The sequence below is a fragment of the Bradyrhizobium sp. LCT2 genome (assembly GCF_009931255.1).
In the GTDB taxonomy this organism is placed as follows: Bacteria; Pseudomonadota; Alphaproteobacteria; order Rhizobiales; family Xanthobacteraceae; genus Bradyrhizobium; species Bradyrhizobium diazoefficiens.
Window position 1 is genome coordinate 6,257,903 of record NZ_CP034432.1, and the last position, 16,530, is coordinate 6,274,432.

General features: G+C 62.3%; 12 protein-coding genes. 3 read left to right on the forward strand and 9 right to left on the reverse strand.

The window, feature by feature from the left end; genetic code table 11:
• Positions 1-7 precede the first annotated feature (7 nt).
• Positions 8-1,000, forward strand: a complete 993-nt coding sequence (locus EI171_RS30010) for a hypothetical protein (protein ID WP_161535473.1) — start codon at positions 8-10, stop codon at positions 998-1,000.
• Between the two features lie 27 nt (positions 1,001-1,027).
• On the opposite strand, the gene EI171_RS30015 is transcribed toward EI171_RS30010, so the two are convergent.
• From EI171_RS30015 to EI171_RS30025, 3 genes are all read right to left on the reverse strand, one after another.
• The gene (locus EI171_RS30015) at positions 1,028-1,585 is read right to left on the reverse strand and encodes a DUF4384 domain-containing protein (RefSeq protein WP_236842227.1); all 558 of its coding nucleotides are present in this window, start codon (positions 1,583-1,585) and stop codon (positions 1,028-1,030) included.
• 109 nt (positions 1,586-1,694) lie between these two features.
• Entirely contained in the window at positions 1,695-3,494 is a 1,800-nt protein-coding gene (locus EI171_RS30020) for a caspase family protein (protein ID WP_161535474.1), read from the reverse strand.
• A 39-nt stretch (positions 3,495-3,533) separates the two neighbouring features.
• Positions 3,534-5,255 (reverse strand): hypothetical protein, encoded by a 1,722-nt coding sequence (locus EI171_RS30025; protein ID WP_161535475.1) that lies wholly within the window; start codon positions 5,253-5,255, stop codon positions 3,534-3,536.
• A 183-nt stretch (positions 5,256-5,438) separates the two neighbouring features.
• Between EI171_RS30025 and EI171_RS30030 the strand changes: the two genes are divergently transcribed.
• Positions 5,439-5,696 (forward strand): hypothetical protein, encoded by a 258-nt coding sequence (locus tag EI171_RS30030; protein WP_236842226.1) that lies wholly within the window; start codon positions 5,439-5,441, stop codon positions 5,694-5,696.
• 98 nt (positions 5,697-5,794) lie between these two features.
• Complete coding sequence (locus EI171_RS30035; RefSeq protein ID WP_161535476.1) at positions 5,795-6,778, forward strand: DUF4424 domain-containing protein; 984 nt, start codon at positions 5,795-5,797, stop codon at positions 6,776-6,778.
• Between the two features lie 9 nt (positions 6,779-6,787).
• On the opposite strand, the gene EI171_RS30040 is transcribed toward EI171_RS30035, so the two are convergent.
• Genes EI171_RS30040 through tssK form a run of 6 tightly spaced genes read right to left on the reverse strand, consistent with a single transcriptional unit; the run spans position 6,788 to position 16,514 of the window.
• The gene (locus tag EI171_RS30040; RefSeq protein WP_161535477.1) at positions 6,788-8,596 is read right to left on the reverse strand and encodes a serine/threonine-protein kinase; all 1,809 of its coding nucleotides are present in this window, start codon (positions 8,594-8,596) and stop codon (positions 6,788-6,790) included.
• Positions 8,593-9,369, reverse strand: coding sequence for a PP2C family serine/threonine-protein phosphatase (locus EI171_RS30045; RefSeq protein ID WP_161535478.1), 777 nt, complete (start codon positions 9,367-9,369; stop codon positions 8,593-8,595). The genes EI171_RS30040 and EI171_RS30045 overlap by 4 nt, the downstream gene beginning before the upstream one ends.
• 6 nt (positions 9,370-9,375) lie before the next feature.
• Complete coding sequence (gene tagF, locus EI171_RS30050; protein WP_011086383.1) at positions 9,376-10,077, reverse strand: type VI secretion system-associated protein TagF; 702 nt, start codon at positions 10,075-10,077, stop codon at positions 9,376-9,378.
• The gene (tssM, locus tag EI171_RS30055; RefSeq protein ID WP_161535479.1) at positions 10,074-13,610 is read right to left on the reverse strand and encodes a type VI secretion system membrane subunit TssM; all 3,537 of its coding nucleotides are present in this window, start codon (positions 13,608-13,610) and stop codon (positions 10,074-10,076) included. Before tssM ends, tagF begins: the two co-directional genes overlap by 4 nt.
• Before the next feature lie 43 nt (positions 13,611-13,653).
• The gene (gene tssL, locus EI171_RS30060) at positions 13,654-15,180 is read right to left on the reverse strand and encodes a type VI secretion system protein TssL, long form (protein WP_060911463.1); all 1,527 of its coding nucleotides are present in this window, start codon (positions 15,178-15,180) and stop codon (positions 13,654-13,656) included.
• A complete protein-coding gene (tssK, locus tag EI171_RS30065) occupies positions 15,177-16,514 on the reverse strand; it encodes a type VI secretion system baseplate subunit TssK (protein ID WP_161535480.1) in 1,338 nt (445 codons plus the stop codon). The genes tssL and tssK overlap by 4 nt, the downstream gene beginning before the upstream one ends.
• Between the last annotated feature and the right edge of the window lie 16 nt (positions 16,515-16,530).

Consider the following 16,530-nt stretch of genomic DNA (forward strand, 5'->3'; position numbering starts at 1 on the left):
GACCTGTGTGGTTGCGTGTGAGTTTGAGCAAAAGGACGCCAACGCCTTTCCGGGGGTGACGCTCTTCACGAAGCGGCAGGCACCCGGCATGAAGCCGACGGCGGTTTATCTTCCGCCAAAGCACCCAACAGCTGCCACCAAGTTCGATGTCGTGATCTGGCTTCACGGCTTCTATGTCAAAAACCATGAATTCCTATTCCACAACGATCCAGCGCGGCTGCGCGAACAGGTCCGGGATTCCGGCAAGGACGTGGTGCTTATCGCGCCGTTCCTGGGCTACGAATATGCCGTTGGCGACACCTTTGCCGGAAACTACAACGTGTCTGACCTGGCAACCGCGAGCTGGGGCGAACGCTATCTCGAGGAGGTCCTTGGAGCTCTTGCCAGGTTCCTGGGTCTCTCCTCGACGTCCATTCCTCAGCTCCAGATCGGCAAGCTCATCATCGCATGCCACTCCGGCGGCGGTAACGGCATGCGCAATCTCGTCGGGAACCTTGGAAAGTATCAGGGCAAGCTGACGGCCTGTTGGGGATTTGACTGCCTCTACGGCGCCAATGCGCGGCCCGACGATGCGACCTTCTGGTATCAGTGGTTGTCTGGACAGAGCGGCCGCGCGCTCGAGATCGTGTATGGTCCATCAACTCTCCCGCAATCGGTGAAGCTGGACCTGATCGGGCGCGGGCTGGCGACGGCCGATGGCAATCAAGCGCAGCCACAACGCCCTGCTCTCAAGAACCTTAGCGTAAGGGTCGGTCATTACGACCTGTTCCCGGCATTTGGCCAGATGGTCAGGGTCAACGACCTGGACCCGGCTTACGTGGATCGCTTCATGATACCGCAAGTCGCTGACCAGCCGCGTCTGCACCACAAGCCGGCGCCACAGCACGGGGAATTCCTTCAGGGCGCGATTTCCAACGTTCGCAGCGCTTTTCCCTTTCCAAAGGACATTCATTACATGATCGCCCGGGGTGGCTTCTTCAGTCGGCTGAGCAAGCTTTAGCCTTCACAGGCCTTGGCCTTGCCGGGCTCACTTGATGGAATAGGATTTGACGTCGAACGACCAATTATTCGTCACCAGCTTTCCGCTGCCGTTGTCCGGCACGCGCAGCTCACTGGTCCAGGCCGTTAGATAGCTCAACGCCTCGGCCTGATCTTGTAGCTTGCGCGGCAAGTCCGGCAAATCGAGCAACTGCACCCGCCGCTCGCTCAGGATGGCGATCATCACTGCTGACCCAGTCGGCGGTGAGACGACATATTCAAAACCACGCTGCCGAGCCGCCGGGGTTGGAACGACAAATTCGACGCCGGGCTTGACGAGATTGATGTCGCGTCCGTCCGACTGCGCCAATAGCTCGGGAGTCGGAAAGATCTGGGACATTCGCCCTTCCGCGTCGACGTCGACGAGAATGAGATATCCCGGCTTCCTCGCGGTGACGCCGAACGTGACCTTGCCGCCGAGGTTGACGGTCTGACCCGGCAGGATCTGAAGGGACACACTCGCGGTATTGGCCTGCCTGCGCGCCGCTTGTACGGGCCAAAGCCAGGGTGCATACGTCGTGCCGACATTCAGCGATGCCGACGGCAACGGTGCTGCGGACGAAGCTCCGCTACCCGCCAGCAGCAGCAGGAATGCGAGCCATGGTCGCTCCCGGCGGATCGGCTGCGATGACGGCATGGCCTGCTCTCCCTAAAAGTCAGGGAGCACTGAAGAAGCCGACCGAGGCGATCCGCGCGTCCGCAGGCAAGTACCGCTCGAGGCTCTTGATCACCTGCCCCGAAGCGCGGCGCCGGTTGAGCTGCATCAGGACTGTCTCAAGATCGACCATGCGTTGCTGCGAGGTCACTGCAACGATCTGTTCCGCGCCGAACGGCTCGCCGACCCTGAGCGGTAGGCGCAAACTCGCCGATCGGGCCAGTGCCGCATCGGAACCCACCGGATACAACAATTGGATGGTGCCATCGCCAGACACATTGAACAGCAACACCGCTCTTGACCCCACATCAGACAGATCAACTTCGACAGTCTGGCCAGCACGCTGTTGGCGATCGTCCGGCCAGATGCGCATGATCTGCGGCGACCGGGTCGCAATGCGCTTCAGTTCACGAATTGCCGCTGTCCGGTCAACGACCGTCGGCAGGCTGGCAACGTCGATCCCGTAGGCGACTACGTCGCCCCACGCGATCACGTCGTGCGACACGGGATCCCAGATCAGGTCGGGATTGTCCGTCGGTTGAACAGCCTGCACGGGAACATCCTTTGGCGCCACGCTCGCAAAATAGTTCGTCTTGCCGTCGAGCGCCGCCAGCCGGATTGGCGCAGCGAGACGGAGGGGGGCCGGCGCGTCGCCGGTCGGAAGTTCCTTGGTCGCCGCCGCGGCAAGGGTGGGAATGTTTGGTGCCTTGGCCGTGACAGCCGGCGGCGCGGGCGCTTGTCCCTCGACGGGCGCCCCGGATCCGGCCGGGCCGGAGGCCGCTCTCGCGGCCGGCCCCTGAATCAGCACGACACCGCGCGTCAATTCGAAGGCGATGTCGGTATCCGGCGTCTGAGGCGGCGATGATATGGTCACGATGTTCTGGCGCTGGTCCGAGAGCTGATAGACCACCTGTCGAACATTGCTGAAGAGCTCCTTGAGCGTCACCTTCCCATCGTGATTGATGTCCGCGCTACCCTCCACCGCCCGTGCGACCGCATAGCTGAGAGCCCCGCGCAAGCCATCGATGCCAGGGATGCGGACTTCCGGCGCCTTGGTGTAGCGGTCCACCGCAGCCAGGAACGCCGTGTGGTCAAGATCGAGTTCTGACTTCGGATCGTTGCTGTCCGACACCGGCTTCAGTTCGTCAACCAGCAATGTGTAACGCGGCACCTGCCGGAAGCTCATCTCAGCGGCACGCGGATCGATATCGCGCACCATACCGCCGCCGTGGCAGGTATCAGCCACGAAGATCACCTTCGCTCCGCGAAGCTCGAACTGCCGGATGAAATGGTTGAACTCACTGCCCAGAACACGTTCAATGGACCCGGTTGGCGTGGTTTCAAAGCCTGGCAGCAGGAACACGTTTTCCATCCCGTCCGGCTCCGAGCCCTTGACGCGCTCCGGCTCCTGGGTTCCATGACCTGCGATCGACAGAAAGATGAGGTCGTTGTTCTTGGTCCGCTCCACCAGTGAACTGATCTCGCGCAAGATGCTTGCCCTGTCGGCCTGTGCGTTAGTCAGGACGACGACGTCGCCAACCCCCATGCTCTTCAAGCTGGTCACGATGTCAGTGGCGTCGGCGACCGCGCCCTTCAATTTCCGCACGTGCTGATAGTCATCGATCCCGATCACGAGCGCGCGCACCGCCGCCCCGTCCGGATTGCTGATCGACAATCCTCCTGTCGCATGCGCGTCCGGGGATATCAGCCCGATCAACGCAGCGAGCCCGATGGTGGCGCATAGCCGCTTGATCCCGCAATCAAGTTCCCTGGGCATCCGCATCGTGATCCACCTCGACATCCTTCCTATCCATTCTGTAGCGCCAGCGACACACCGGGTTCAGCGCCTTTTGCTCGCCGTCTTGCGGCCCGGCTGCGGTTCGGCCTCTTGATAGGCGCTCGCTGAGACTGTCGCCTGGTCATCCGCGAACGCCCGAAAGCGGACCGGAACGTAGCCACGCGAAAGCAGGCTCGCCAACGGGTAGACGTTGCGGCAGACGCGACCGTTGCAGCCACCGGTCGAGGATTCCATCACCTCGGCCTTGCGATCGGGCGTGAACCGCAGGAACAACATCACGTGCGAGCCCGGCTTGTTCAGCGCATCGCCGGGCCTCAGGTCCCAGGGATTTGCCACGGGGGCTGCGATCGCAGGAATAGCGGCAGTCGTGTAGTGGACAGAAAGTCCCCAGGCGGCGCTGACGAATGCCGAACAGTCGACGCCAGCCACATCCGGCCTTGGCGCGTTGCGAGTGCACACATTGCCAGCCAGCGCTCCGCTGTCGATCCGCTGCCGGAAGTTCGCGAGCGAACCGTGGCAGCCCCAGCAATAGGGCACACCGCGCACCTCCTGGTTCACTTTGCCCTGCAGATACCACGGCCGCCGAATACGACTGAAGCCGCTGCATTGGCTGTCGGGATCGCTGCCGTAGTTCGACTGCGTCAGCTTCCACTGGATGCCCTCGAATGCAAACGCGGTCTCGATAGCCTGCTGGCGATTGGAAGGTCTCACAGCGGCCGACGCGTCGAATTTGACGCCGGATTGCGGTGCTGGCGCGGCTGCCGTTCGCGACGGCCGCACGTCGATAATGGAAGCGTTGGTCAGCGGCCGGAAGCCGACGCCAACCACTTCAATTCCGTCCGGCTTGGTCCGGAGGAAATAGACATCGCCATCGCCCGAAACCGTGACGAACCGCCGGGTCAGCGGCGTATTTTCCAAAGGAAGCTCATAGATTCCCTCGAGACGGCCGTTCGCAGCATAGCGTGCGACGAACGTGGAGGCGTTCTTTCCCGATGGCGGAACGTCCTCGGCAAGCACGTAGAAGCGGTCGCCGTTGTCGATCTCAAGAAACTCCACCGTTCCGAGCTGGTTGCGCACCCGCAGGCTTAGCTGTCCGATTGTCTCGTTGGTGACCATGGTCTGGATCTCGACCCTTACGCTGGCATTGCCCTTGTCCGGAACGATATCGGCGATCACCGAGCCCTTACTTCGAGAAGCCACATATTGCCGGTCGGGCTGCCGCGTCGTCTTGACGATGGCCGCGCGGGTATTCTGGTCGAGCAAGTCGGCCGCGCTGCCGGGCGCCTGCGATCCCATCTGGGCGAAAGCGGAGACGGCGACCTGATCGTCCGCGCTACGGCTCGAGACCTCCTCAAGCTGGATCACGTCACCACCGATTCCGCGCGTGGACTGCCCTGGCGCCGCCTTCAGCGTCCGTACGCCGCCGTCCCAAACCATGATGTCGTCGTTGTGGACCACGAGATCGGTCGGCTGGACGTCTTTCGGCATCTTGAGGACGTCAGGATCTGAGTTCGGCTGTTTCGGGTCAAACTGCAGGATGCGACCGTTGACCTGATCGAGCACAAACAGGTTGCCCTGCCCGTCGGCGCTGAGTGCTTGTGGTCCCGCGAGTTCCACGTCCTCGCTGGCCGGAACGATGCCGACCATGGAAGCAGCCAAACCGCTGGTAAAGCTGCGGACGACAGTATCGTCGGCATGCGCATTGGTTCCGAAAATGCCAGCGCCAACGATGAAGACCCAGATCCAACGATTTGGACGAAGCATGTTCGCCTCAATGTACCCCGAACCGATCGCCGCGTCGGATCGACTAATCCGAGATGCCGTTAATGCTGCGAGTCAATTAGTGGTGCGCAATCTCAATCACGTTCAATTCTATCACTTGACGGTGATAGTCCGAATTCTCTTCAGCTTGCGGTGCAAAACATGGCCCGGAATAGATTTGAGAAGGTGAGCGAAGTTCAGCCCGACGCGATCACGCTGCTCCTGAAACGCGACAATGACGGCGCCTCCGGATCAATCGTGCTGCCGGCCGCCGCGAGCCGGGGACGGCTGACCACCGACCAGATCAGCGCGCAATTGCCGGCGCAGGATGCTTTTCGCGGCGCGATCCGGCTGGCAAACGACGTAAAGCTGGCGCTGGTGGTGTGCGATCCAGACGGGGTCTGGAAGTCCGAGTGGGGCGATCTTTATCAGCCGATCGATTGACCCGCATCGGATGGAACCAGCATATGTTGCGACGCCGCATGGAGACTAGCTTGCCGAACGGAGCCTGCATCCGACCGTCGTTCCGGATACGGGCCTTGATGGCCGCGCTGCTGGTTGCGACGGGCTGGCCGGCACGCGCCAACGACTCGGCTGCGGAATTGTCGATCGGCGGGCTCCAGTTCGTACGCACCAATGACGTGGCCATGGAGAGCGAGAACCTTAGTATCGGGCTCGACAGAATCAGTGTTCGCTACCAATTCGCCAACGTCACTGCCAAGCCGGTCACGCTTACTGTTGCCTTTCCGCTGCCCGACATCGACCTGTCGGAGGCTGAGAACATTGCGCTACCTTCAAATGATCCGATCAACTTCGTCGACTTCGAGACCAGGGTCGACGGCAGCCCGGCGCCGCTGACCGTCGATCAGCGCGCCATGGTTGGCAACAGGGATGTCAGTGCCCTGCTCCGCGAACTCAAGCTACCGCTGCTGCCGATTGGTGGCCGCGAGATCCGGCTGAGCGACCTGCCCGCGGCGACTCGGACCCGGCTCGTGGACGACGGACTTATGATGCCTGCCGGAATGAGCGACAACGGTCGCCAGCAGTATGCGCCAGGCTGGGTTATCAAGACCTCGGCTGTGCGCCAGCAGGTGTTTCCGCCCATGCGCACCGTCACGGTCGAACACCGGTACCGGCCGAGCGTCGGCTCCAGTCCTGACACCATCCTGCGCCCGAGCCTACGCCGCAGCAGCGCACTGGGTCAGCAAGTCGCCCGTTACCGGAAAGAATACTGCGTCCAGGATACGTTCCTCGCCGAGATCGACAAGCGCGCGGGCAGTTACCAGATCAACAGCGCGAACCTGCAGGAGAGGCGCATATCATACGTGCTCAAGACCGGCGCGAATTGGGCCGGGCCGATCCGGTCGTTCAAGCTGACTATCGACCCAGGCGGCAACGACCGCTTGGTGAGCTTCTGTCCTGGGCGGCTCAAGGCATCGTCTGCTACCGGAAATACGCTTGAATATACGGCAAACGACTTCAAGCCGGATGCCGACCTGAAAATCCTGGTGATCGGAACATTCTGAGCGTGCCGGTCAATTGGTGAGCAGCACGTAACGCGCGGCCGCGATGATGGTCACCTTGTTGCGCTGAGCCTCGCTCAGCGCCTGGAGGAAGAACGTATCGGCAGCTATCGGTCGCGGCTGGCGCAATGAGTCCAGAACCTGCGGAACCGCCACGACCAACAGCAATTGCGGACCGCTCGCGCGCGCTGTCGGGAGCGTAAACGAAAGCGAGTCGATGCCCGGCTTCAGAAGATAAGACAGGCTCTGGACTTCGCCGCGATCCGACACCATGAGCAGCTCGACCACGCGGTTGGCAAAGTTCTCAATGGTCCCATTGAGGGCTTCACCACCCTTCAGCTCTGTCGCTGACAGGGTGATGCGTGGCATTCGCGCCTGATCGCTCCCGACCTGACTCAAGAACTTGACGGCTGGGCATTGCGCCTGGGTCACTTGCCTGACGCCGATCGAAGCCTCGAAACCCTGCTCACGCCGAAACGCTTTGTCGAAGGTGTCGAATGGGGCGGTCGAGGCACCGAACCCTTCGATGACAGCGGCATTTGGGCTCACGGCAATCGGCAAGACAAAGAAGCAGTCACCGCCAGAATACTGGGCCACGTATTTGCGGATGCGCTCAGCTCGCCCCGCCCCATCGAGTGCCGGAGACGGCGTCGCCGTCGGCTGCGCAGACAACTTCTCCGGCTCTTGGCGCCCGGGCTGTGGTCCAGCGGGCTCGACCTTCGGCGGCGCCATTGTTCCGGCGAGTTTTGGAGGTGGTGGCAAGACCGCGGTGCCGGGCGCTGACCAGACCAGCTTGTAGAAGGCATATCCACCACCGCCGACCAGCAGTAACAGAGCCGCCACGCCGGCCCCCAGCCAGCGGCCGCGCGGACTCCGCGCGGTCGACGGCATCCTGTCCTGCGGCACCGGCGCCGCGCCTTCCGGCCGCCGCAGCGGATCGAAACCATATAACGGCGCGGCCGGCGTCTGCACCAAACCGGTCGGCTTCCAGCTGGCGACCTCTCCCATGGTCGGGCGCAATGCCGGATCAGGCTGCAGCATCCGCTCCAGCATAGGCCGGATGCGCATATCCACCGCACCGAGATCGGGAACACGCCGGCGCTTCTCCACCAGTTGAAACTGGCTGCCACCCATGTCGAGCTTCTGTCCGGTCAGCGCGTGAAACAGCACAAGACCGAGGCTGTAGACATCGGATTTCGCGGTCACGTCATTGCCGTACAACCCTACCTGTTCCGGCGATGCGTAGTTGTCCTTGCCAGCGAAGCCCGAGCCGATGATGGTCTTGTCACCCATCTGGGTCGACCGGGCTATGCCGAAGTCGATGATCTTAGCCCGCCTGACGTCGTCGAGCGGAACAATGATGTTGTCCGGAGAAACGTCGCGATGGATGATGCCGTGCTCATGGGCAGCCTCCAGTCCCGATGCGACGCGCAGCATCAGCTTGATCAGCGCCTCGAAAGTCAACGGTCCATCGTCGAGCATGTTCGAGAGCGAGCGGCCATTCACGAACTCCATCGCGAGATATGGTCGCTGCAGCACCGGCTCCACCGTAAACAGGAAGTAGCGAACGATCGCGTCATGCGGAAGATTGTGGAGCGCCGCGGCCTCTCGACGGAACAGCGCGAGCGCCGCCTCGTTATCGACCATGTCGGGCAATAGCATTTTCACGGCAACAGGCGATCCAGTTTGGATCTCTCGGCATTTGTAGACCTCACCCATGCCGCCCGCGCCGATCACCGCTTCGATCTCGTAGATACCGTTGAGACGGGTGCCGGGGGGCACGCCCTGATAGGACGGTCGGAACGGATCGTTCGGGGTCATGGTTGCGGCTCGCGATCAAGCGGAGATCTTGTCGCCTCCTGAGATCGTGGCGTCAGCAGTCGCACGATCACAATCGTTACGTTGTCAAGCCCGCCACGATCAAGAGCCAGCGCGAGCATGTCATCGCAAGCTGCCTGGGCGCGTCGCGTAGCCGCGTGCTGCAGGATCTCGTCGTCCCGCACGTGCCTGGTCAGGCCATCGCTGCAGATCACGAAGACATCCTCCGGCTCGGCCGGGCCCGTTACCACCTCAAATTCCGGATCATCGGCGACACCGACGGCGCGAGTAATGACATTGCTCAGCCAATCATTCACGTCTTCGCGCGACAGCGCACCTTCGGCGATCAGTTCCTCCAGTTCGCTGTGATCATGCGACACTTGGCTAATTGCGCCGCGACTGATCAAGTAAACCCGGCTGTCACCCGCCCATATGCAGGCATAGTAGCTATCGCGAACGAGCAGAACCGCCGCTGTAGTCCCGACGGTGGCACCCTGTCGTTCACGACTAAGCGCCAGTATCTGCCGGTTTGCGCTGAATAGCCGCTCCTCGCATTCCGCCAGCAGGTCTGCGGCTGATTCTGGCGTGCCGATCGCGTCAAGCGACTGCACTACAATGCGACTGGCGAGATCGCCGGCCTCGTGACCACCCATACCGTCGGCGACGGCCCATAGGCCAACGTCGGTTCGTACCAAACATGAATCCTCGTTCCGCTCCCGCACCCTTCCAGCATGGGTAACGCTACCAACATCGAACAAGGATGGGGTATGCACCATCGTGCGTCATCCATTCCCGGATGCCGCGAGGCCGGGATCACCGGTCAGCAGCGTAATGTAGTGAAACGGATCTGGTAATCCTCGGCAACTCAGCGCCATTGGCGGAAAGCCTTCCCCTCCGGCGGTCCACCAGAAGCTAGCCGCGGCGTAGACCTGTGGGTTGGCGGCGCAAAGTGCTGCAAACGCCCCCGCGAAGGCGTCGACCGCCGAAGCCCTCCCCATTGCCGCAGTACCAAGCGACGTGATCGGCGGACCGCTGGCGATGGTCTCCTGCAGTCGTGGCACCGCAAGCCGGTCCAGTCCATCGGAGATCTGCTCGAAGGTCGCGGCCCGATCCAGGGTCGAAAGCAAGAACGCCTCTACTTGCCCGAACCATTCGTCCTGCGGATCAATGCTCGGCGGCGGCAGCGAGACGGCCTCGCCGGTCACCGCATGCAGGGTCAAGGGATAGTATCGCCCCACCCCGTCGAGCGAGGGCATAATCGCCCCCGCCACCGTCGTTCCGCAGATTGCGGCACCGAGCCAAAACCGCCAGACCGGCGCGGTCAGAAAGGCCTGCTGCCATCCTGGGCCAAGCTGGTGGCGACTTGCTGACAGCGCAGCCTGTACCCACGGCTCCCAGGCTTCCAGGAAGCTGCGCGGAGTTGCGATCGCGATGAAGTCACGCTTCGCGCCGATTTTGCCGAATAACCCGCAACGCATGGTCATATCCCGGTCGGGCAACGAAACTCACGCAGCACTGACAGATTCAGCGGGTTGCGCAACGATCCAGTCGAAATTTGATAGCTGAGCTCGCGCCCGGCGACGATGAAAGTCGCGCTGGCCGTTTCCGCTTTCACCACTAACGAGCCAGCCTCCAGCATCCGAAACAACGACCAGGGACCAATGCGCTCAAGCACGGATGGCGGGCCGGTGTCGTTGCTGACTGAAATTGCAGTTCGCGGCGCGGGGCCCGGCCATAGGACGGTCGTTGGCGAGTTGCTCTGTGGCTGTGGCGGTGGCGTAGGTTGCGGACCGCCGAACAAGGATGAGGTCGCTGGACCAGGTGTGGTTGGGCTTGTAATTGTGGTGCCGCCGATCTCGGTCTTGACGGTCACGCCTGGCCCGGCTGCCCCAGGCGGCCGGATCGCGAACGATACCGCCGGCAAACCGCCGCCGGTCTGGAAGAAGGCGTCGCGGATATAGGCCGCATTTTGGAATTGCTTGAGCGTATCCGGCGAGAACGACCGACCAACGGGGCTCTCCTTTCGCCAAACCCAGTCCGATCGCGACGTGTCGGCATAAGGTGCCAGATACTGGGTGAAGAACTTGTCCATAACACCATTCGGACTGAACAATTTGGCAAAATCCGCCAGCGGGACTTCCTGGCTGCTGCTGCGGATAAACGGGTAGCGGTTGGTCACGGTCTGTTGGCAGACCGGCGTGACCTGATCGCGCAACGTTTGAAGGATTTGCCCGGCGGTTGAAGCCGCAATGCTGCCTTCGAACTCCGCGGCTGCTGCTCGCAGCATGTCGGAGAATGGCGGCGGCATGCGCGAGGCATTGTTGCGGAGCGCTGCGACCTGGGTCTGAAGCGCAGCTGTGGCCTGTGCGGTCAGTTGGGGATTCTCGATGATCAGCGTCAGGTTCTGCGCGATGTCGTTCAGGTTCGCGACGGTCGAGTCGATCGGCCGGCGGGTGCTCTCGCCTTCGAGCGCCGCGTGGTAAGGTTTGAACTGCGCCTCGATCATCGCGCCAGGCGGTCCATCCTGGGCATTCGTGAAGAGTGCTGGCGCCGGTGCGGCGGCGGCTGCCGAAGCGCTCGCCGGCTTCGCCCGTTCCTTGGTTAGCACCGTCTCGTCGCGCACCGATTCCAGAATTTGCCGCATCGGCGAGGTCGGCGCCGAAAGCGCCCGCAGCACCTCATATTTCGGCTTGTCGGCGAGCAGCTTCTTCAGGCGCAGGCTCCCGAGCGCCGTTCGCCAGGTCGTCACGAAATCGTTGGAATAGATGCTGAGCAGATCGCCGGCCAGATTGTCGTACTGCTGGTCGATGGCCGACTGCTGGCCGGCATCCCCTAGAACCCATCGCTCCCGCTTCATCCGCTCAGACAATCCGGACAGCCGGGCAACGAACTTCTGATGGAAGCCATTATACGTGAAGAACTCGGGTACCCGCACGGCGTCCAAAGGCTGCCCCGTCGTGGTTTCGAACACGACACCCATGTCGGGTCCGCCATGGCGGCTGGCGATCCAGTCGCCAGCGGTCGATGCGCGAGCCTCCGATTTCAGAAACTCGTAGGCACGTTGCGACACGCTCAGGCGCGCCAAGGAGCTCTGGGCCTGCTTGATCAACCGGCCGTCGAGTTCGACCAGCGGCTGCTGTTCGGTCTCGAGGTCGAACATTGCCACGAGGTTCTCGTCGAGCAGACGCCGCCCTTCCGCGTTGGTGGCGCCAGGATAGAGGTTGTCCGCCCAGTCACGTTGCATCCAAGAGCGGATCAACTCGCGGTCCGGCGACTGCAGGCCGCCGACCATCAGATAGACCTTAAGCGCCTCGTAGACAAAGGCAGGCTCGTTTATGCGCGCATTGAGCTGCTCCTCCAGGCGATACAGCAGCCGCGGCCGGAACATGCGCTCAAGCGCCGTATGATAGGCCGCCTTCGAGGGCGACAGCAGCCGGGCGTGCTGACTGAGCCCGTAGCGAGCCGACAGAGGCACCGACTCGCCGCGCGATCCGTAGCCTGCCGGGGCGTTTCGCAGCCGGTAGAGTAGCGGCAGCACCTTGTCTAGATCATGATCAGCAATCAGCGTCTGTTTGATAATTGGTGCGCCGGCGGCTGCATACTCGCTATCGGCCTGCAGGCTTTGCTCAATCAAATCGGAGTTCCGCTTGTAGCTCGTCAGCCAGGCTGCGATCAGTCCGATCGAGACCAGGCCGATCAATGACAGGGCCGCGGTTTTCAGGATTAGCGCGCGGCGCACCGCGGCACGGTCGGTCGAGACCCAGTCGGCTTCGCCGATGATGACCTTGGAGATCAGATCGGCGAGGAAAAAGCTCTTGCCCGTGCCCGAATAGGATCCGGAACCGACCTCCTCAGCGCCGAACGTACGTGCCAGCGACCCGATCAATTGGTCGATCGGCGTGCCCTGCTGCGTACCCGAGGTAAAGTAGAAACCGCGCAGGTTCGCGTTCACGTGATAGCGCGTCGGCTCGAAGATCAGGTTGAGGAAATCGTGGATCTGCGGCTTGAGCCGCGCCATCTGTGCCGGAAAGCCGAACAATTGCACGCGGTGCTGGGGCGTCGGCTCGTCCTGCAGACGGTCGAGCGTCTCCTCGCTCAGGCGCTCCAGCAGACGGTCGAACTCGACCGGGATCTGCCCCACCAGATTCTGGGTCTTGTCGGCGGTCTGGAACGTGGCCCCCCAGACCTGGCGGCGGCCGGCATCCCCGAGATAGGCGAAATACTCGGTGAAGCCGGCAACGAGATCAGCTTTGGTAAATAGCGCGTAGACCGGGAAGCTGACCTTGAGCCTCTGATGCAGCTCGAGCAGGCGCATCCTGATGGCATCGGCGTGAAGTGCGAGCTCCTGCTTCGGCAGCGTTAGAATGTCTTCGATACTGATGGCGACAAGGACGCCGTTGATCGGCTGGCGTGATCGACTTTTCTTCAGGATGTCCAGGAACGCCAGCCAGCTGTCCTTGTCGGCCTTGCTATTGGAGTCCTGGGTGGTGTAGCGGCCGGCGGTATCGATCAGCACCGCCTCCTCGGTAAACCACCAATCGCAGTAGCGGGTACCGCCGACCCCCGCGATCGCCGCGGGCGTCGCCCCGCGCGCGAGCGGAAATTTGAGCCCGGAATTGACCAGCGCCGTGGTCTTGCCGGCGCCGGGCGGACCGATGATGACGTACCACGGCAGATCGTAGAGAAAGCCCGATTTGTTGCCGCTGGCGGTCTTCAGCGTCGCGAGCGCATCCTTCATGCGCTCCTTGAGCACCGGTTCATCGCTGACGGGCTGGTCCGCACCAGCGATGCCATCGGCAATCTCCTTGGCACCCTTGCGCCGCTTGAACAGATTGAGGCCAACGATGCCTGCGACGATCGTGGTGAGCAGCAGAATAGCGATCTGCCGGACGATATGGTTCTCCAGCGGCCGCCAATCGCCGAACGCAATGAAGGGACCGGCGAAATAGATCACCGCTCCGAGCGAGCTGAGCCCGACCCCGTAGAGAACGATGCGAAGAATGTCCTTGGCAAGCATCTAACCGTACCTGTCGCAAACCACCTGACCCGGTGGAATCTGCCTATTCGCTGCGTTCGATAAAGATCTCGACGCGCCGGTTCTTGGCGCGTCCCTCGGGTGTCGTGTTGCTGGCGATTGGCGCATCTGCTCCTTTGCCCTCGACGTCGACGCGCGAACCATCGGTCAAGCCAGGCTTCAGTGCCGCGGCAACCGCCTTGGCGCGCTCGACCGACAACTCGAAATTTGTCGGGAAGCGGACTGTGCGGATCGGCGAACTGTCGGTATGGCCGACGACCCGGATCCGTCCCGGCTCCTTGTCGAGGGTTGCTGCGACGCGGAGTGCGATCGGCTTGAAACCGTCGAGGATGGTCGCCTGGCCCGATGCAAACAAGGCCAGATCGCAGACCCTGATCACGATGAAACTGGGGGTCTGGTCCGCGGTCATGGCACAGGCTGTGTTCTCCTTCGCGAGCGCGTTGCGGATGCGTTGCAACTGGGTGATGCGATCCGGTGGCGGCGGAGGCGGAGGTGGCGGCGGTGGTGCAACGACCTGGCGCTTGAGCTCGATCGGGCCGGCCGGATGGAGCGCGAGCGCCACCTCGGCAGCATTCTCTGCCCGGCCAGCGAGGAGCGTCCGCAGGACGAAATAGGACCCGGTCAGCAGCGCGGCGACGACGGCCGCCACGAGCCAGACCGGAACACGCAAACGCTGCCGGCGCCCCGCCAGCGCCTGCCCGCGCCAGTTGGGCGACAGGTCGGTCATCGTCTTCGGCCGGACCCGGCGCAGCAATTCATAGAGGTTACGCTGGATCAGCTGCAAGTTCGCAAGTCCGCCCCCTGACGTCCGGTGAATGCCCTGAAAACCAAGCGCCAAGCAGGCGTGCTGAAGTTCGAGGACCGGATAATTGACCAGTGGATCAATCTTCAAATGGTCGAGGATCTCAAAGAAGCGGACGCCGCCGACACGCTCGCCGAAGAAGCGGCTCAGCATCGAGTATTGCGTCCAGACGTGACGCTCCTCGGTCGGGATGTGCTGCACGATATCGTCGGCAGTGGCACACAGGATATATTTCGCTGTGTTGGCCTGGTGCTCGGAAATGCCCGCTGAACGGATGTCCTTCTCAAAGAATTTGATAGCGTCAGCGACCTGCTCCATCAGGCTCGCGAATGACGCGCGCATGAGCGCCACCCGCAACCGACCGAGCAGTTGCAGCAATGGGCCCGCAGCGCGCATCACTGGATTGGCATTTGGCGCGACGAGATCGTCGACGCGCAACGGCGGCCCTGCCGGCAGCATGGGTTGCGGCACCTGGCCTTGCGCGGGTGTCGAGATCCATTCCTCGGTTGGATGGCTGGCCGGCGCGGAGGCGTAGTTCGAGCCCTGTGGAACGGGCGAAAAGGATGATGGTGGCGTTGGCGCGCCGGGAGAAGGTACGGGTGACGGCGAATAGGCCGGACGTGCTGCAGGCCCCTCGCCCGGCGGAGGCTGAGAGGTCGGCGCCGGCGGCAACTTCCCGCCGGGGTTGGGACGGATGATCGTCCGTTCGCCCCGACCGAAAGGATTGACCGGCTTGTCCCTGTCGCTCATGGCCTGTCTTCCAGGATAGCCCAAAGATACAGCTCAAGCTCCGGCCAGTCGCCGGAGAAGTGCATTCCGATCGAGGCCGCCGTGCTGAACTCGGGCCACAGCGGCGACTTGCGGTCGAGATAGAAATAGACGTGATCCGTGATGGCCCGGATATGCGGCGGTGGCGTCGGCAAATGCACCAAGGTCAGGCCCGGCAAGTTTGCGTGCACGATCTCGTTCATCTTGGTGTTCGGCCCAACCTTGAACAGGTGCGGGAAATCGTTCTGGATCTCCACGAGTGGCCGCCGTGCGGCAACCTCCAGCACCAGGGTCGCATTTCGGAATAGCGCTCGATCGCGGATCGGCGATACGAACGCATTCTGCGCGCGCTCGATGATCTCCAGACGGATCGCCCGCCGGCCCAGCCGCGCGCTCAAGAAGTCCTGGATGTCGCTCACCAATGGTGTGAAGACGCTCTCGAGATCGTCATGATCGTACGCCGGATAGTTGCGCGCCCGCCGTTCCGCCGTGGAAAAAGTCGCAAGTTCACCCGCGAACCTCAACAATTCCTCGTACAGGCGCTCGGGGTGCACGCTGCCGGAGCGTTGGAAATGAGTCAGCACGGGAATGGTACGGTTCAGCACTTGCAGGACCAGATAGTCGACGCTCTGCAACCCACCGCCGGATGACGGATCGACCGCGTAACGCGCCAGCTCGTCGAGTTTGGTCTCAACCCAGCCGATGATGCGGTTGAGCCAACCATCGATGATCGGATGCGCGGCGCAGACCAGCATCGGCGGCACGAACTTGTCGTCGAACAGGATGTTCTTGTCGCGCACTTCCAGAATGCGCGCGATGCCGAGGCCCATGTATCCGGGCTTGCTGGTCTTGCGCAGTTCGAACGACAAGCGCGGATAAGCGATGTCGATCTCCTCCTCGATGCGTAGCGCCGAGGTCGAGTCAATGAAGGTTTCCGAAGTACGAACATAACGACTGGCGCTGTCGGTGCGGTCCTCGTCGACCTCGCGGGTGTTTGGTGCCGCGACAGGCATCATCAGCCAGACGATCTGGCCTGCGGCCGTCTCCGGCACATCGATCGCTTCGGGAATTGGGCTGTCCGCAGGGATATCGAACGGCGTACCGTCCGGCATAACGCCGGACGCATTGCGCACCGCGAACTTGCTTTGTTCGGTAAGATCCTTATCGATCTCCAGCTGGGCAAAGCCCCAGGGGTATGGTGTCGTGTAGCGAACGCGCTTTTCCAGCAAGTGTTCGATGTAGCGGTCGTTCTGCTGCAGATGATGCGGCCGCAGAAACAGACCTTCCGACCAGAAAACCTTGCTGTACCAAGACATTCCTACATCCACTTAG